The 16,104-nt window shown below is 71.2% G+C and carries 13 protein-coding genes and 1 other RNA gene; 4 read left to right on the top strand and 10 right to left on the bottom strand.

The window, feature by feature from the left end:
* Position 1: 1 nt before the first annotated feature.
* A complete protein-coding gene (locus J8G10_RS03990; RefSeq protein ID WP_251439509.1) occupies positions 2-430 on the bottom strand; it encodes an RDD family protein in 429 nt (142 codons plus the stop codon).
* 163 nt (positions 431-593) lie between these two features.
* Here J8G10_RS03990 and glnA point away from each other — a divergent pair, with 163 nt between their 5' ends.
* On the top strand, positions 594-2,018 hold the full coding sequence (gene glnA / locus J8G10_RS03985) for a type I glutamate--ammonia ligase (protein WP_251439508.1): 1,425 nt from the start codon (positions 594-596) through the stop codon (positions 2,016-2,018).
* A gap of 102 nt (positions 2,019-2,120) precedes the next feature.
* Here glnA and J8G10_RS03980 read toward each other — a convergent pair whose 3' ends face one another.
* The 5 genes from J8G10_RS03980 to J8G10_RS03960 form a co-directional block, all read right to left on the bottom strand.
* On the bottom strand, positions 2,121-2,969 hold the full coding sequence (locus J8G10_RS03980) for a transposase (RefSeq protein ID WP_251439505.1): 849 nt from the start codon (positions 2,967-2,969) through the stop codon (positions 2,121-2,123).
* Between the two features lie 106 nt (positions 2,970-3,075).
* Positions 3,076-3,999, bottom strand: coding sequence for a diacylglycerol kinase family protein (locus J8G10_RS03975; RefSeq protein ID WP_251439503.1), 924 nt, complete (start codon positions 3,997-3,999; stop codon positions 3,076-3,078).
* Between the two features lie 47 nt (positions 4,000-4,046).
* A complete protein-coding gene (locus J8G10_RS03970; protein ID WP_251439502.1) occupies positions 4,047-7,016 on the bottom strand; it encodes a bifunctional [glutamine synthetase] adenylyltransferase/[glutamine synthetase]-adenylyl-L-tyrosine phosphorylase in 2,970 nt (989 codons plus the stop codon).
* Between the two features lie 12 nt (positions 7,017-7,028).
* Positions 7,029-8,366: a glutamine synthetase family protein gene (locus J8G10_RS03965; protein WP_251439501.1), complete on the bottom strand. Its 1,338-nt coding sequence runs from the start codon at positions 8,364-8,366 to the stop codon at positions 7,029-7,031.
* A 5-nt stretch (positions 8,367-8,371) separates the two neighbouring features.
* Positions 8,372-8,617 (bottom strand): SPOR domain-containing protein, encoded by a 246-nt coding sequence (locus tag J8G10_RS03960; protein WP_251439500.1) that lies wholly within the window; start codon positions 8,615-8,617, stop codon positions 8,372-8,374.
* 66 nt (positions 8,618-8,683) lie between these two features.
* On the opposite strand from J8G10_RS03960, the gene ppgK reads away from it, so the two are divergent.
* Complete coding sequence (gene ppgK / locus J8G10_RS03955; RefSeq protein ID WP_251439499.1) at positions 8,684-9,427, top strand: polyphosphate--glucose phosphotransferase; 744 nt, start codon at positions 8,684-8,686, stop codon at positions 9,425-9,427.
* An 81-nt stretch (positions 9,428-9,508) separates the two neighbouring features.
* On the opposite strand, the gene rnpB is transcribed toward ppgK, so the two are convergent.
* Positions 9,509-9,881, bottom strand: an RNA gene (rnpB, locus tag J8G10_RS03950) — RNase P RNA component class A.
* Positions 9,882-9,893: 12 nt separating this feature from the next.
* The gene (locus J8G10_RS03945; protein WP_251439498.1) at positions 9,894-11,621 is read right to left on the bottom strand and encodes a bifunctional 3'-5' exonuclease/DNA polymerase; all 1,728 of its coding nucleotides are present in this window, start codon (positions 11,619-11,621) and stop codon (positions 9,894-9,896) included.
* Positions 11,622-11,764: 143 nt separating this feature from the next.
* Here J8G10_RS03945 and J8G10_RS03940 point away from each other — a divergent pair, with 143 nt between their 5' ends.
* On the top strand, positions 11,765-12,604 hold the full coding sequence (locus tag J8G10_RS03940; protein ID WP_251439497.1) for an aldo/keto reductase: 840 nt from the start codon (positions 11,765-11,767) through the stop codon (positions 12,602-12,604).
* A 28-nt stretch (positions 12,605-12,632) separates the two neighbouring features.
* Here J8G10_RS03940 and J8G10_RS03935 read toward each other — a convergent pair whose 3' ends face one another.
* Positions 12,633-13,388: a zinc ribbon domain-containing protein gene (locus tag J8G10_RS03935; RefSeq protein ID WP_251439496.1), complete on the bottom strand. Its 756-nt coding sequence runs from the start codon at positions 13,386-13,388 to the stop codon at positions 12,633-12,635.
* Between the two features lie 48 nt (positions 13,389-13,436).
* Positions 13,437-13,841, bottom strand: coding sequence for a YchJ family protein (locus J8G10_RS03930; RefSeq protein WP_251439495.1), 405 nt, complete (start codon positions 13,839-13,841; stop codon positions 13,437-13,439).
* 74 nt (positions 13,842-13,915) lie between these two features.
* On the opposite strand from J8G10_RS03930, the gene J8G10_RS03925 reads away from it, so the two are divergent.
* A complete protein-coding gene (locus J8G10_RS03925) occupies positions 13,916-16,084 on the top strand; it encodes a heavy metal translocating P-type ATPase (protein WP_374208756.1) in 2,169 nt (722 codons plus the stop codon).
* Positions 16,085-16,104: the final 20 nt, after the last annotated feature.

Genomic DNA, 16,104 nt, shown 5'->3' with positions numbered 1-16,104 from the left:
CTCAGGCGCGGATCAGGACGGTTCCGACCGCCTTGTCGTGCAGTCCCCGCTGATCCGCGTCGAAGATGACGGCCGGAATGACGAAGACCAGCAGGACCGTGCGAACGATGGGGCGCCACAGCCCCACCCAGCCGCCGTGCAGCATCACGAGCCGCATCCCGACGATGCGATGGCCCGGGCTCCCTCCGATCGTCGGGATGAAGACGATCTGGAGCACCGCGAAGACGATCATCGGCGCGAACTGGCTGAGTCCCGCCTCCTTCGGCAGCGCCCACTGCTGGAACCCGAGATACGCCGTGGCGATGATCGTCGCGGCGGCGTAGTCGATGAACAGCGCCGCGATCCGACGCCCGAGACGACCGACGCTGCCGGGTCCGGTCTCCGGGAGGCCGAGTCGTTCGCCGGGGTATCTCTGCGCGGTGTCGGACATCCCTCCAGCCTAGGCGAGGCGATGCGGAGCACCCGACGCGCCGCCGTCGGACCCTCGCCCGGACGTAACACGCCGGAAACATTCCAGACACGGCCGCGTCATCCCTCGCCCGTAACCTGCTTGCAGGTCGCTCGACCGCACCCGTTCCTCCAGGAGTTGATGCATGTTCACCACCCCCGCCGACGTGCTCGCGTACATCCGCGACAACGACGTCAAGTTCCTCGACATCCGCTTCACCGACCTGCCCGGCGTGCAGCAGCACTTCAACATCCCGGCTGCGACGGTCGACGAGGACTTCTTCGCCAACGGCCAGCTCTTCGACGGCTCCTCGATCCGCGGCTTCGCGTCGATCCACGAGTCCGACATGCAGCTCATCCCCGACGTGACCACCGCGTACGTGGACCCGTTCCGCGAGGCGAGCACCATCGTCATGGTGTTCGACATCTACAACCCGCGCACCGGCGAGATCTACAGCAAGGACCCGCGCCAGGTCGCGAAGAAGGCCGAGAAGTACCTCGCCTCGACCGGCATCGCCGACACCGCGTACTTCGCCCCCGAGGCCGAGTTCTACATCTTCGACGACGTGCGCTACTCCGTCACCGCCGGTGAGAGCTTCTACAAGGTCGACTCCGAGGAGGCCGCGTGGAACAGCGGCCGCGAGGAGGAGGGCGGCAACCTCGGCAACAAGACGCCGTTCAAGGGCGGCTACTTCCCGGTCGCGCCGGTCGACAAGACCGCGGACCTGCGCGACGACATCACGCTGCGCCTGATCGACTCCGGCTTCCACCTCGAGCGCTCGCACCACGAGGTCGGCACCGCCGGTCAGCAGGAGATCAACTACCGCTTCGACACCATGGTGCACGCGGCCGACGACATCCTGAAGTTCAAGTACATCGTCAAGAACACGGCCGAGGAGTGGGGCAAGACGGTCACGTTCATGCCGAAGCCGCTGTTCGGCGACAACGGCTCCGGCATGCACACGCACCAGTCGCTGTGGCTCGACGGCAAGCCGCTGTTCTTCGACGAGAACGGCTACGGCCAGCTCAGCGACACGGCGCGCTGGTACATCGGCGGCCTGCTCAAGCACGCGCACGCGGTGCTCGCCTTCACCAACCCGACCCTGAACAGCTACCACCGCCTGGTGAAGCACTTCGAGGCGCCGGTCAACCTGGCCTACTCCGCGGGCAACCGCTCCGCCGCGATCCGCATCCCGCTCACGGGCTCGAACCCGAAGGCCAAGCGCATCGAGTTCCGCGTGCCGGACGCATCGGGCAACCCGTACCTCGCCTTCGCCGCGCAGCTCATGGCGGGCCTCGACGGCATCCGCAACCGCATCGAGCCGCTCGAGCCGATCGACAAGGACCTCTACGAGCTCCCGCCCGAGGAGGCCAAGAACATCCCGCAGGTGCCGAACTCCCTGCTGGACTCGCTCGAGGCGCTGCGCGCCGACCACGCCTTCCTCCTCGAGGGCGGCGTGTTCACCGAGGAGCTCATCGAGACCTGGATCTCCTACAAGTACAACAACGAGATCCTGCCGATGGCACAGCGCCCGCACCCGTACGAGTACGAGCTCTACTACGGCGTGTAAGCAGATTCCGCGGTTCTCCTGGGGCTGGTCCGCAGGAGAACCGCAGTTCCGAAGAACCCGTCTCAGCGTCCCCCGGCTGAGGCGGGTTCTTCGTTCCTCCGTTCAGCCGGCCGGGCGCGCGTCCGATGCCGCGCGCGCCGCCGCGACGATCTCTTCCCGGCGCGCGAGCTCCGCCGCCGCCCGCCTCTCCTCCGCTTCGGCGCCCGAGACCGCCATCGCCGCTGCCTGCGCACTCTCCCGCACGGCGCTGAGCTCGCCCTCGAGCTCGGCGATGCGCGCAGCGATCTGCGCGCCGCGGCGCGATGCATCCCGGACGGCCCGCTCGGCCGCAGCGTGATCGCGTTCGGCCGCCGCGCGCTCTCGCTCGGCCTGTCTCAGCGTCTGCTCCGCCCGACGACGCGCCCGCAGGGCGGCCAGGTCGTCATCGGGTCGCGTCGCTGCCACCGGCGTGTCCGCGACGTCGCCGGCGATCACCGTGGACGGATCGACGGGTGTGCCGTCGCCGTCGAGCTCACTCAGGAGTCTTCCCGAGGCGACGGCGGCTGCCGCGCCCGGGTCGAAGAACGCCGCCGAGAGGGTCCGCTGCACCGCGTCGAGCATCCCGGCGCTGATGCGTCCCCCGCGGGCGCGCGCGAGCTCTGCCGCGTCCTCGGCGAGCCGCGCCGTGAGCGCGCGCCGGTCCCGGCCCAGCTTCGCGAGCGCCGGCACGTCGAGCTCGGCCTGTGCTTCGCGCAGCGCGGCGGCGAGCTGGAGCGCCTCCTGCAACTGCGGCGCGCGCTCCTGCGCGAAGAGGTTCACGGCCCAGGCCGCGGTGGTCGGCTTGCGCAGTGCGCGGATCCGCGCCGCGAGGTGCGCGTCCCCCGCTTCCTTCGCGCGGGCCTCCCGCGCGGACACGAAGTCACCGGGCGCGCAGGAGAGGAGCTCCGCCGCGATGCTGTCGAACTCGGTCACAGTGCGATGTTCGTCCCCGGAGCGCAGACATGCAAACCCCGGTCTCGCTGGCGGGGGCGCGCGGTGTCTCCGCCCAGGTCTCGGTGAAGAGACGGGCTCTCGGAACTCAGGCCCGGACCAGCAGGACGCCCGGCCGGATCGTCGCGGTGAAGGCGCGCACCGTTCCGTGCTGTTCGCCGTCGATCTGGAACGGCTGCGCCTCCTCCAGTTCGACCCTGACCCGTCGGCCCGACGCGTGGCGCATCACATCCGTGCTCATGGTCTCCCCACCGAGCAGACGTCGCAGTCCGTTGTCCCAGACCAGGGTGCGCACGGTCTCGAACCAGTCCGCGACGCCGTCCGCGCTGACCAGCAGAAGATCCAGCACGCCGTCGTCGGGTGCGGCATCGGGAAGCAGCGTGATCCCGCCCTGGATCATGCCGCAGTTGCCGATCAGGAGCGTGTGGAGCTGCGCGCGATCCTCCGGCTCGTCGTCGAGGGAGAGCGAGGCGCGCACCAGCTCGGTCCCGGCCGCCGCCGCGCCGAGCGCCTTCACATAGGCGAGCCAACCCGCCTTCGCCTTGAGCTCGTCGTCCGTCTCCTCCAGCATGCGCGCGTCGAGTCCGAGGCCGGCCATCACCACGAACATGTGCTCGCCCGGGTCGTCGCCGTCGGTGATCTCGATCGTTCCCACATCGATCCGGCGCGGCTGCGCGGCCAGGGCGTGCGCGACCGCGGCCTGTGTGCTGTCCAGGGGCACGCCGAGATTCCGGGCGAGCAGGTTTCCGGTGCCGTGCGGCAGGATCCCCAGTGCGCTGTCGGTTCCGGCGACGACGGCGGCGACCGCGCGTACGGTGCCGTCGCCCCCTGCGGCGAGGATGAGCTCGCAGCCGGCGTCGACCGCGTCCTGCGCCATGGCACGCCCCGGGTCGTCCTCCGTGGTCGTGGAGAACCGGATGTCGGCGTCGGGGATGCTCTGCAGGATCGCCGCGCGCACCTCCTCCTCGGACGCGAGCTTCACGGGGTTGCGGACCACGCCGATCTTCGTCATGGTCTCAGCCTGCCCGTTCCGCCGTGCGAATGGTGGATCTCCGCGCGTCAGCCGTAGAACAGCGTCTCGAACACCTTTCTCGCGCGGCGCGTGACGCGGAGGTACTCCTCCTCGACCGCGACCGCCGAGCGATCGGGGTAGCCGAGGATCCGGCCCACTCCGTCGAGCTCGCGCGGATCCGCCGGCAGGACGTCTTTGGTCTGGCCGGTCAGCAGCGTCATCGCGGAGCGCAGCCGGCTCGACAACCGCCATGCCTCGCGCAACCGCTCCCCCGCCTCCTCCGGTACGAAGCCGGCACCGACAGCGACGTCGAGGGCCGCCAGGGTCGAGGTGGTGCGCAGCGCGGGTACCGCGTGGGCGTGCTCCAGCTGGACGATCTGGATCAGCCACTCCACGTCGCTCAGCGTGCCGGGCCCGAGCTTCAGATGGCGACGCGGATCGACCCCCTGCGGCAGGCGCTCCCCCTCCACACGCGCCTTGATGCGCTTGATCTCCCGCAGCGAGTTCACGTCCAGCGCCTCGGGATAGCGCACGCCGTCCGCGAGGGACGTGAAGCGCTCGATGAGCTTGTGGCTGCCGGCCACCCCCCTGGCCCTCAGCAGCGCCTGCGCCTCCCAGGACAGCGACCAGCGCCGGTAGTACTCCGCGTACGCGTCGAGGCTGCGCACCAGCGGACCGTTGCGGCCCTCCGGGCGCAGATCCGCGTCCAGTTCCAGAGGCAGACGATGATCGGTCAGGTGCTCGCGCAGGCCGGCGACCATGCGCGCCGCGAGCTGCTGCGCGCGCTGGGGCTCGATCCCGTTCGCGTCGTAGACGAACAGCACGTCCGCATCCGACCCGAATCCCAGTTCCGCGCCCCCGAAGCGCCCCATCGCGATCACCGAGAAATCGAGCGCGTCGTCCTCCGCCGGCACCGCGTCGCGCCGCACGGCGCGCAGTGCCGCCTGGATCGTGGCCTCCGTGATCGCGGTGAGGGCGGCGGCGACATCGTCGATCGTGAGCACGTCCAGCACCGCACCCATCGCAGTCCGCAGCAGTTCGCGCCGTCGTAGGGCCCGCACCGACCGCATCGCGTCGAGGATCGTCTCGTGCCGGGTCTGGATCGCCCTGGCCTCCTCGTCCAGCGCCCGGCCGGGCCGGGGCCGCAGCTGCTCCGTGCTCTCCAGCCAGGCGACGGACTCGGGGATCCACTCCATCAACTCGCCGATGTAGCGGGACGTGGACAGCACCCGGGTGAGCCGCTCCGCAGCGCCGGACGAATCCCGCAGCATCCGCAGGAACCACGGGGTGTCCCCCAGGCGCTCGCTGATCCTCCGGAACGCGATGAGGCCGTAATCGGGATCCGTGCCGTCGGCGAACCAGCGCACCATGACGGGCATCAGGTGCCGCTGGATCGTCGCCTTGCGGCTGAGGCCAGTGGTCAGCGCGCCGATGTGCCGCAGGGCGCCGGCGGGGTCGCGGAAGCCGATGGCCGCGAGGCGGTCGTGGGCCTGGTCGGTGGAGAGCGTGCGCTCCTCCTCCGGCAGCGAGGCGACCGCGCTCAGCAGCGGCCGGTAGAACAGGCGCGTGTGCAGGTCGCGGACCTCGCGGCGCACGTCCTCCCAGACCCGCCGGATGCCGTCCGCGGTCTCCGCGAGACCGGTCGCGCGCCCGAGCACGCGGAGCGCCTCCTCCTCGCGGGGGACGAGATGCGTCCGCTGCATCTCGCGGAGCTGCAACCGATGCTCGATGAGACGCAGCACACGGTAGTCGCGCCCGAACAGCGCGGCCTCCGCACGGCCGATGTAGCCGCCGAGGACGAGCGCATCCAGGGACTCGAGAGTGCCCCGGGTACGGATCTCGGGATCCGTGAGCCCGTGCACCAGCTGGAGCAGCTGCACGGTGAACTCGATGTCACGGAGGCCTCCCGGCCCGAGCTTCAGCTGGTAGGGGACGTCTTCCGGAGCGATGTGCTCGGTGACCCGCTCGCGCATGCGCTGAACGCTGCCGACGAAGTCCTCCCGCGCCGCGCTCGACCACACCTTGGGCTGCACCGCGGCGAGATACTCACGGCCGAGATCGGCATCACCGGCGATCGCACGCGCCTTCAGCAGGGCTTGGAACTCCCAGCTCTTCGCCCAGCGATCGTAATAGGCCACGTGCGAGGAGAGCGAACGCACGAGCGCGCCTTGCTTGCCCTCGGGGCGCAGCGCCGCGTCGACCTCCCACAGCGGCGGTTCCGCCTCGATGCCCGAGATCGCCTGCATCGTGCTGCGGGCCAGCCTCGTGGCGATGTCGATGGCCTTGGACTCGTCCAGCCGTTCCTCGTCCTCCGTGCCGGCGACGTAGATCACGTCGACGTCGCTGACGTAGTTCAGCTCGCGGGCCCCCGTCTTGCCCATGCCGATGATGGCCAGCCGGGTGAGGGCCACGTCACGCCGCGCATCCTCCGATGCCCCCGCGACCTCTGCTCGGGCGACCGCGAGAGCCGCCTCGAGCGCGGCCGACGCCGCGTCCGCGAGGGCCGAAGCGACCGGGGCGACGGCCTCGACCGGATCCGGCGCCGCCAGGTCCCAGACCGCGATCCGCACCACGGCGCGCCGGTAGGCGACACGCAGACGCACCCGCGCCGTCGCGGCGAACCCGTCGTCGGCGCCGACGGATGCGAGCATCTCGGCGCCGAGCTCCTGAGCGGTCGGCAGCGCGGGCCGGTCCTCCTGAAGCACGACGAGCTCTGCCGGCCGGCGTTCGAAGAAACGCCCGAGTCCGGGCGAGGCGCCGAAAACGGCCCAGGCCCGGGCGCGGGCGCCCTCGTCGGAGAGCATGGCCACCACCGCCGCCGGGTCACGGCGCGCGACCCGGATGAGGCCCGCGAGGGCCTCATCCGGGTCCGCGCTGCGCAGTCCCTCGATCAGCGCCGCGGGCGAAGCGCCGGACAGCTCGGACAGCTCACGCAGTCCCGCCGCCGCTTCCGACAGTTCGACGAAGCCGAGCCGTGCGAGAGCGGAGAGGGAGAGCGAATCGTCGAATCGGGGCACGACGCGGCCCGATCAGAGCAGCTCGAGGTTGCTCTTGAGCTCGAACGGCGTGACCTGACCGCGGTACGCCTCCCACTCCTTGCGCTTGTTCAGCAGGACATAGGTGAACACCTGCTCGCCGAGGGTCTCCGCGACGAGCTCCGAGTCCTCCATCAGCTCGAGCGCGTGGTCCAGGCTCGCGGGCAGCGACGCGTAGCCCAGGGCACGGCGCTCCGTGTCGCTCAGCGACCACACGTTGTCCTCCGCCTCCGGCGGCAGCTCGTACCCCTCCTCGATGCCCTTGAGTCCCGCGGCCAGCATGAGCGCGTACGCGAGATAGGGGTTGGCCGCCGAGTCGAGGGCGCGGTACTCGATCCGCGTGGACTGCCCCTTGTTCGGCTTGTACATCGGCACCCGGATGAGCGCGGACCGGTTCGCATGCCCCCAGGTGACGAAGCTCGGGGCTTCATCGCCGCCCCAGAGCCGCTTGTACGAGTTGACGAACTGGTTCGTCACGGCCGCGATCTCGTTCGCGTGCCGGAGCAGGCCTGCGATGAACTGGCGTCCGGTGCGGGAGAGCTGATACTTGGCGCCCTCCTCGTAGAACGCGTTCAGGTCGCCTTCGAACAGCGACATGTGCGTGTGCATGCCGCTGCCCGGGTGGTTGCTCAGCGGCTTCGGCATGAACGTCGCGTAGACGCCCTGCTCGATGGCCACCTCCTTCACCACGGTGCGGAACGTCATGATGTTGTCCGCCGTGGTGAGCGCGTCCGCGTAACGCAGGTCGATCTCGTTCTGCCCGGGACCGCCCTCGTGGTGGCTGTACTCGACCGAGATCCCGAGGTCTTCGAGCATCCGCACGGAGCGGCGGCGGAAGTCGTGCGCCGTGCCGCCCGGGACGTTGTCGAAGTAGCCCGCCGAGTCGACCGGCACCGGGCCCTCGGGCCCGAACTGCGACGACTTCAGCAGATAGAACTCGATCTCCGGATGCGTGTAGAACGTGAAGCCCGCATCGGCCGCCTTGGCGAGGGTGCGCTTGAGGACGTGCCGCGGGTCGGCGACCGCCGGACGCCCGTCCGGCGTCGTCAGATCGCAGAACATCCGGGCCGTCGGATCGATCTCCCCGCGCCACGGGAGGATCTGGAACGTCGTCGGGTCCGGCTGCGCGAGCAGATCCGACTCGAAGGTCCGCGTGAGACCCTCGATCGCCGAGCCGTCGAAACCGATGCCTTCCGCGAAGGCGCCCTCCACCTCGGCGGGAGCGATCGCCACCGACTTCAGCGTGCCGATCACGTCGGTGAACCAGAGGCGGATGAACTTGACGCCCCGCTCCTCGATGGTGCGCAGCACGAAGTCCCGCTGCTTGTCCATCCCGCTCATCGAGCGCCGTCCGCCCCGCCCCAGTCGTCCTCCGCCGTGTCCTCGTCGGCCCAGAGCCGCGAGCGCTCCTTGAGCACCTGCGGGGCGCGAGCCGCCTCCTCGGCGGTGTCGAAGGGCCCGATGCGGTCGAGGGAGGAGGACAGCATGCCGTGCTCGACCTGCCCGGTCTTGCTGTTGAACCAGTACTTCTCGTCGCCGAAGTCTTCGCCGTCGTACTTGTCGTCGCGGTGCGCGTCGCTCATCGCTGCTCCTCCTGTGTGCTTGTCACGATCCTACTGGGGCTCCCGCGTCTCGCTAGGCTGTTGCGCATGGCAAAAGCGATCGGCGTGGACATCGGCGGGACCGGCATCAAGGCGGGTGTCGTCGACCTCGAGCACGGCACCCTGGAATCCGACCGGATCCGGATCCCGACCCCGAAGGGCGCGAAGCCCGCGGACGTGCTCGAGACGGTCAAGCAGGTGCTCTCGACCCTCGGCGTGCAGGACTCCCGGCTCCCCCTGGGCGTCGCCTTCCCCGCGATCGTGAAGCACGGCCGCACCCTGTCCGCGGCCAACATCGCCAAGGACTGGATCGACTTCGAGGCGGAGCGGTTCTTCGAGGACGGCCTCGGCCGGCAGATCACCTTCGTGAACGACGCCGATGCCGCCGGTGTCGCCGAGAGCCGCCACGGCGCGGCCCGCGACGCCCGGGGCCTCACGATCCTCGCCACGCTCGGCACCGGCATCGGATCCGCGTTCCTCTACAACGGCGTGCTGGTTCCCAACACCGAGCTCGGCCACCTCGACTTCCGCGGCGAGTCGATCGAGAAGTGGGCGGCGTACTCGGCCATGGAGCGCGATCAGCTGGACTGGGCCGAGTGGTCGGCGCGCCTGCAGGACTTCTTCTCGCACGTCGAGTTCCTGTTCAGCCCCGACCTGTTCGTCGTCGGCGGCGGCGTCTCCAAGCACCCCGAGAAGTTCCTGCCGCTGCTGGATCTGAAGACCCCGATCGTGGCCGCGGTGCACCGCAACTCCTCGGGCATCATCGGCGCCGCATCGCTCGCCGCGGACTGATACCGCGCGCCCCGGACCATCCGCAAGACGCCAGAAGGCCCGGATCCGCATCTGCTGCGGATCCGGGCCTTCTCCGTGCGGGGAACGGGCCGGCCTGTACGCCGGGTTCTGTTCCGGGGCCCCTCTCGGGGTGTCCCTTCGACGGTCATCTCTCTCGGCGACGCGTTGCCGCGCCGCTCCAGCGGCCTACCCGGGGACTCGGCGAGCCGCGTCATCATCCCCTGTCTGGCCTTGCTCCGGGCGAGGTTTACCTGGCGGGCCGTGTCGCCACGGCCCCCGGTGGTCTCTTACACCACCCTTTCACCCTTACCCCGCGCCTGACGGCGGGGGCGGTCTTCTCTCTGTGGCACTGTCTCGCGGATTGCTCCGGGTGGGTGTTGCCCACCGCCCTGCCCTGTGGAGCCCGGACGTTCCTCGGTGCGGTCTCCCGCCACGCGACCGTCCGGCCGACCCGTTCCCGACCAGTCTACGAGGACTTCCCCGCATCCTCGGCGATGCGCAGATCGAGCGGGATGTCGATGTCGAATCCCGGGAAGAGGCGGCGGGTCGCGGCATCGGCGGAGTCCCGCACCGCCTGTGCGGCCTCGTCGGCGAGCTCCGCCGGCGCATGCACGATCACCTCGTCGTGCAGGAAGAAGGCGAGATGCGGGCGACGACCGAACACCGGGCCCGACCCCGCGGCGGGCCGGGCGGCCTCGGGCAGCGCGCTCAGCCGATGCCGGATCTCGGCGAGCCACAGCAGCGACCACTCGGCCGCGGTTCCCTGCACGACGAAATTACGCGTGAACCGGCCGCGATCCCTCGCCCTGCTGCGTGCCACCCGCTCGTCGGCGCCATCGGCGTCGGGATCGCTCGCACGCGACTGTGCAGCGGTCCAGGCCGCATCCGGTCGCGGCGAGCTGCGCCCCAGCAGGGTCGAGACCACCCCGCCGTCCTCGCCGGTCTTCGCCGCGCCGTCGACGAGCGCCATCGCGCGTGGGAAGACGCTGCGCAGCCGGGGCCCGAGCTGGCCGCTGGGCCCGGTCGTCGCGCCGTACATCGCGCCCAGCACCGCGTACTTGGCGTCCTGCCGCGTCTGCACGGCTCCGGAGCGCACGACGCCCTCGTACAGATCTGCGCCCCGCGCCGCGGCCGCCATCGCGCCGTCCTTGGACATCGCCGCGAGCACACGCGGCTCCAGCTGGGCGACGTCGGCGCTCACCAGCACCCATCCCTCATCGGCGCGCACCGCCGGGCGCAGGCTCCGCGGGATCTGCAGCGCACCCCCGCCGCTGGAGGCCCAGCGGCCCGTGACGACGCCGCCGGTCAGATAGATCGGGCGGAAGCGCTCATCGCGCACCCACTCGCCCAGCCAGTGCCAGCCGTTCGCGGTGAACAGCCGCGCGAGCTTCTTGTAGGCGAGGAGCGGCTCCACGACCGGGTGCTCGATCTCCCCCAGCTCCCAGCGGGAGGTGGAGTCGACGAGGATGCCGGCACGACGCAGGGACTTCAGCAGCCGCGGCGGACTGTCCGGGTTGACCGAGGGGTCTTCCAGCGTGCGCGCGATCTCGGCGGCGAGTTCGGCCATCCGCGCCGGGCGCGCCCCGGGGACGGGACGAGGGCCGAGAGCCTCCGTGAGGAGCCGCTCGTGCACGTTCGTGCTCCACGGCACCCCGGCCGCTGTCATCTCCTCGGCGATCAGCGCGCCGGTCGACTCCGCCGCGCAGAGCAGCGCCAGCCGCCCGTCCGGAGCCCGGCGCAGGGCCGACCTCTGCCGGGCGAACTCGGCGCGGAGCTCGTCGATCTCGGGCACCTGATCGGCCGGCGACACTGCGACGTCGTGCAGGTCGAACAGCGCGGGCGCCGCCGCCGACCCCGCGAGCGGATCCACGCGGATCCAGCGCGGGGACGGCGGCACCGCTTCCGCGAGGCTCGCGGTGTCGCGCAGGATCGCGTGGCAGAGCAGCAGGTCGTGCGCGCGACGGATCCGGATCCCCGCGGCGAGCAGCGGCGGATAGACGTCGCGCAGGCTCCGCACCACCCAGCGCGGGTGCGCCGTCTCCTCGATCGCCGCGATCGCGGCGTGCAGGCCGGCCCCGGGAAGCTCCCGCATCCCCTGCTCCGCCCCGTCCGCACCGAACGACACGAGGCACCAGTGCTCGGGCCGATCCGAGCGTCCCAGCACGACCTCGTGCGGAACGGCCGATTCGATCATGTCTTCGAATCTACGCCGTCTCCGGCGCGGTGCGCGACAGACTCCCTGACGAACCGGTGACGACCGGGTATGTCGGCGTGTATCGCGTCCCGCACGGAGGACCTCGAGCACCGTTAGCGTGGAAGCACCGGAGAGGAGACCCCATGTCCGACGCATCCCCCTTCATAGCCCACAACGGCTTCACCCTGCCCGTCCAGGGCCTCGGCACCTACGGATTCCGCGGCGAGGCGGGCGCGGACGCCGTCCGCAGCGGAATCGAGAGCGGCTACCGGCTGATCGACTCCGCGTTCAACTACGAGAACGAGGGCGCGGTGGGCTGGGGCATCTCCGGCGCCGCCGTCGATCGCGCCGAGCTCATCGTCACCTCGAAGCTGGCCGGCCGCCACCACCGGCGGGAGAAGGCGCTCGACGCGATCGAGGAGAGCCGCTTCCGCCTGGGAGCCGAGGCGATCGACCTGTTCCTCATCCACTGGCCGCTGCCGCGCCAGGACTCGTACGTCGAGGCATGGCAGGCGCTGATCGAGGCGCGCGAGCGAGGACTCGTCCACCAGATCGGCGTCTCGAACTTCCTTCCGGAGCACCTCGAGCGCATCGAGGACGCGACGGGTGTGCGACCGGTCGTGAACCAGATCGAGCTGCATCCCCGCTACCCGCAGGAGGAGGCGCTCGCCTACCACCGCGCCCGCGGGATCATCACCGAGGCCTGGAGTCCGCTCGGGCGGGCCGGCGAGGTGCTCGAGGATCCGGTCATCACGACGATCGCCGCCGCACGCGGGATCACGCCGGCGCAGACCGTGCTCGCCTGGCACGCCGCGCGCGGCGTGGTCGCGATCCCGAAGGCGGCCTCAGCCGAGCATCAGGCGCAGAACCTCGCCGCGGCGCAGGTGCGTCTGAGCCGGGACGACGTCGACGCCATCACCGCGCTGGGCGAATCCGACGGGCGACTCTGGGGCGCCGATCCCGCCACCCACGAAGAGTTCTGACGAGCACGGCGACGCCGCGCGGACGAGGTCAGTCCGCCGCGGCGGCGCTGCTCCTCAGTCCCGACTCCTCGGTGCGCACCAGGATGCAGCCGCACTCGGGGCAGGACACCACGTCGTCATCGGCAGCCTGACGGATGACGTTCAGATCCGTCCCCGACAGGACCATCCGACAGCCCTCGCACGTGGCGCGACGCAGCAGCGCCGCCCCCGCGGTCCGACCGGACCGCCGCTGGTACTCCGCCATGAGCGAGGGCGAGACGGAGTCGACGAGCGCGACCCGATCCCGGGCGAGCTGCTCCCCCTCGGTCACGGCCGCGGCGATCAGCGCCTTGGCCTCGGCGGTCAGTCGGGTGCCCTCGGCGACCGTCTCGTCGATGAGAGCCTGCTGGGCCGCGACGGCGGCGTCGGCGTCCTCGAGCCGGCCCATGATCTCGAGCTCCGCGTCCTCGAGATCGCTGATCCGTCGTCCTAGGCTCGCGATCTCCTGCTCCAGAGCGACCGCGTCCTTGGGGTTCTGCGTCGCCGCGAGCCGCTCGGCGTCGCGATCGCGCCGCTGCGCCGCCAGTGCGACGTCGGATTCCAGCCGCTTGAGCTCCGCCTGCACGTCGTCCCTCGCACCGGAGAGCTCGGTCAGCTCGCGCAGCTGCCCCTGGCGCTGGGCGGCGAGCTCGTTGATCCGCTCCCCCTGGACCGGGTGCGTGCGCGCGTGGTCGGCCTGCAGGATGCGGCGGTCGATGTCGGCGATGTCGAGGAGCACGATCTGGTGCGCGGGGTTGGCTTTCACGCCCTCAAACCTACGCCAGACGAGCATCCGCCTGCGCGGCAGGATCCGTCAGGACACGTCGCCGTCGAGGTAGTACCAGTGGCCGGACTCGCGGAGGAACCGGCTGCGCTCGCGCAGGACGCCGCGGCCGGCCGCCGAGCGGTGGATGGCCTCGAACTCCACCACGCCCTCCGTGTCGAACGGCCCGCCCGAGCTCCTCGCGATGATGTCGAGACGGAGCCACCGCACGTCTTCATCGAGGTCCAGCCGCGTGGGCCGCGTGGAGGGATGCCAGGAAAGCCGCAGGTACTCGGTGTCGCCGATCGCGAACGCGGTGTAGCGGGAGCGCATCAGACGCTCGGCGGTCGGCGCGGCGCGGCCCGCGAGGAGGGGCCCGCAGCAGGCGTCGAACCGATCGCCGCTCCCGCAGGGGCAACGCCGCGCGGGATCCCGGTCGCCGGTCGCCTCATCCATCGGATCCACTCTATGACCCCGCGGGCGCACCTCTCCCGCGGAATACCCCTAGGGGGTATATGGTTGGAGTCATCATGGACGAACGAGCGATGCACGGAACCACCCACGCGCACGACGACGCGCCGATGCACGAAGCGCCGCACGGCCCGCACGCGGAGCATGGCGGCCACGCCCCGCACGCAGGCCACGCCGCTCACGCGGGGCACGGCGACCACGACACCGAAACGGGTCACGGCGACCACGGCACCGGAGGCGGTCACGGCGGTCACGGCGACCACGTCGCGCAGTTCCGGCGCCTGTTCTGGATCATGCTCGTGCTGGCCGTGCCCGTCGTGGCGCTCTCCCCCATGTTCGCCATGCTCGTCGGCTACGAGGTGCCCGATCTCCTCGTGCTGCGCGCGGTCCCTCCGGTGATCGGCACCGTGCTCTTCGTCTGGGGCGGGTGGCCCTTCCTCGTCGGCGCTGTCGGCGAGCTGCGCGCACGGCAACCCGGGATGATGCTGCTCATCGCCCTCGCGATCACCGTGGCCTTCCTCGCCTCCTGGGGTGCGACGCTCGGGCTCCTCGACCACGAACTCGACTTCTGGTGGGAGCTGGCGCTGCTGATCGTCATCATGCTCCTCGGCCACTGGATCGAGATGCGCTCCCTGGCCCAGACGACCTCCGCGCTCGACTCGCTCGCCGCGCTGCTCCCCGATTCCGCCGAGCGCGTCGTCGGCGACGAGGTCGAGATGGTCGCTCCCGCCGATCTGCGGATCGGCGACCTCGTGCTGATCCGCCCCGGCGGGCGCGTGCCGGCCGACGCGACGGTCGTGCAGGGATCCGCCGAGGTGGACGAGTCCATGATCACCGGCGAATCGCGTGCGGTCGCCCGCTCCGTCGGCGACCCCGTCGTCGCCGGAACGATCGCGACCGACTCGGCGCTGCGCGCGCGGGTGACCGCCGTCGGCGAGGACACGGCGCTCGCCGGGATCGGCCGGCTGGTCGCCGAGGCGCAGGCCTCGTCGTCGCGAGCACAGCGCCTGGCCGACCGTGCGGCGGGCTGGCTGTTCTGGTTCGCCCTCATCTCGGGCGTCCTCACCGCGATCGTCTGGACGGCGATCGGGTTGCCCGACGCCGCCGTGGTTCGCGTCATCACCGTGCTCGTGATCGCCTGCCCGCATGCACTGGGGCTCGCCATCCCGCTCGTCGTGTCGATCGCGACCGAACGCGCGGCGCGCGGCGGAATCCTCGTCAAGGATCGGATGGCGCTCGAACGGATGCGTCAGGTCGACGCCGTGCTGTTCGACAAGACCGGCACGCTCACCGAAGGGGCGCCCGCCGTGACGGCGGTGGCCGCCGCCCCCGGTTTCACCGACGACGAACTGCTCGCGGTCGCGGCCTCCGCCGAGGCGGACTCCGAGCATCCTCTCGCCGCGGCGATCCGCATCGCGGCGGAGCACCGGGGGCTGCCGCGGACCGAGGCGTCGGGATTCCGGTCCGAGCCGGCGCTGGGCGTGCGCGCGACGGTCGCCGGGCGCATCGTCGAGGTCGGCGGGCCCGCCCTGCTCACCCGCTCCGGCGTCGCCGAGATGGCGGTCTCCGACCAGTGGCGTGCGCAGGGCGCGATCATCCTGCACGTGCTCGTCGACGGCGTCGTCGCAGGCGCCCTCCGTCTGGCTGACGCGATCCGCGAGGAGTCGCGCACGACCGTGCAGGCACTGCAGAGGCGCGGCATCGACGTGGTCATGATCACCGGGGACGCGGAAGCGGTCGCCGCCTCGGTGGCCGCAGAGCTCGGCATCCGGCGCTACTTCGCCGGCGTGCGGCCCGAGGACAAGGCGGCTCGCGTCGGCGAGCTCCAGAGCGAGGGCCGCGTCGTCGCCATGGTGGGCGACGGGGTCAACGACGCTCCGGCGCTGGCCAAGGCCGACGTCGGCATCGCGATCGGCGCGGGCACCGACGTCGCCATCGGCTCGGCCGGAGTGGTGCTCGCGAGCTCGGATCCCCGCTCGGTCGTCTCCACGATCGAGCTGTCCCGCGCGGCCTATCGCAAGATGCGGCAGAACCTGTGGTGGGCGGCGGGCTACAACCTCGCCGCCGTCCCCCTGGCCGCCGGCGTTCTGGCGCCGATCGGGTTCCTCCTGCCGATGTCGGTCGGAGCGGTGCTCATGTCGGTGTCCACGGTCGTCGTCGCGCTCAACGCACAGCTCCTGCGACGGCTGGATCTGCGGCCGGAGAGTGTCACGGCGACCGGACGCTGAGCACCGCGGGACCGGGTCGG

It is taken from the genome of Microbacterium sp. USTB-Y, from assembly GCF_023703415.1.
Classification (GTDB): Bacteria; Actinomycetota; Actinomycetes; order Actinomycetales; family Microbacteriaceae; genus Microbacterium.
The sequence above is the reverse complement of the archived record's forward strand: the minus strand, read 5'-3'. Positions and strand labels throughout refer to the sequence as shown.

Excerpts from the sequence above, each read along its gene's own strand:
- J8G10_RS03925 (WP_374208756.1), top strand. The coding sequence starts at position 13,916 with ATGGACGAACGAGCGATGCACGGAACCACCCACGCGCACGACGACGCG.
- J8G10_RS03990 (WP_251439509.1), bottom strand. The coding sequence starts at position 430 with ATGTCCGACACCGCGCAGAGATACCCCGGCGAACGACTCGGCCTCCCG.
- J8G10_RS03960 (WP_251439500.1), bottom strand. The coding sequence starts at position 8,617 with ATGAGCGACGCGCACCGCGACGACAAGTACGACGGCGAAGACTTCGGC.
- ppgK (WP_251439499.1), top strand. The coding sequence starts at position 8,684 with ATGGCAAAAGCGATCGGCGTGGACATCGGCGGGACCGGCATCAAGGCG.
- J8G10_RS03975 (WP_251439503.1), bottom strand. The coding sequence starts at position 3,999 with ATGACGAAGATCGGCGTGGTCCGCAACCCCGTGAAGCTCGCGTCCGAG.
- J8G10_RS03945 (WP_251439498.1), bottom strand. The coding sequence starts at position 11,621 with ATGATCGAATCGGCCGTTCCGCACGAGGTCGTGCTGGGACGCTCGGAT.
- J8G10_RS03965 (WP_251439501.1), bottom strand. The coding sequence starts at position 8,366 with ATGGACAAGCAGCGGGACTTCGTGCTGCGCACCATCGAGGAGCGGGGC.
- glnA (WP_251439508.1), top strand. The coding sequence starts at position 594 with ATGTTCACCACCCCCGCCGACGTGCTCGCGTACATCCGCGACAACGAC.
- J8G10_RS03940 (WP_251439497.1), top strand. The coding sequence starts at position 11,765 with ATGTCCGACGCATCCCCCTTCATAGCCCACAACGGCTTCACCCTGCCC.
- J8G10_RS03930 (WP_251439495.1), bottom strand. The coding sequence starts at position 13,841 with ATGGATGAGGCGACCGGCGACCGGGATCCCGCGCGGCGTTGCCCCTGC.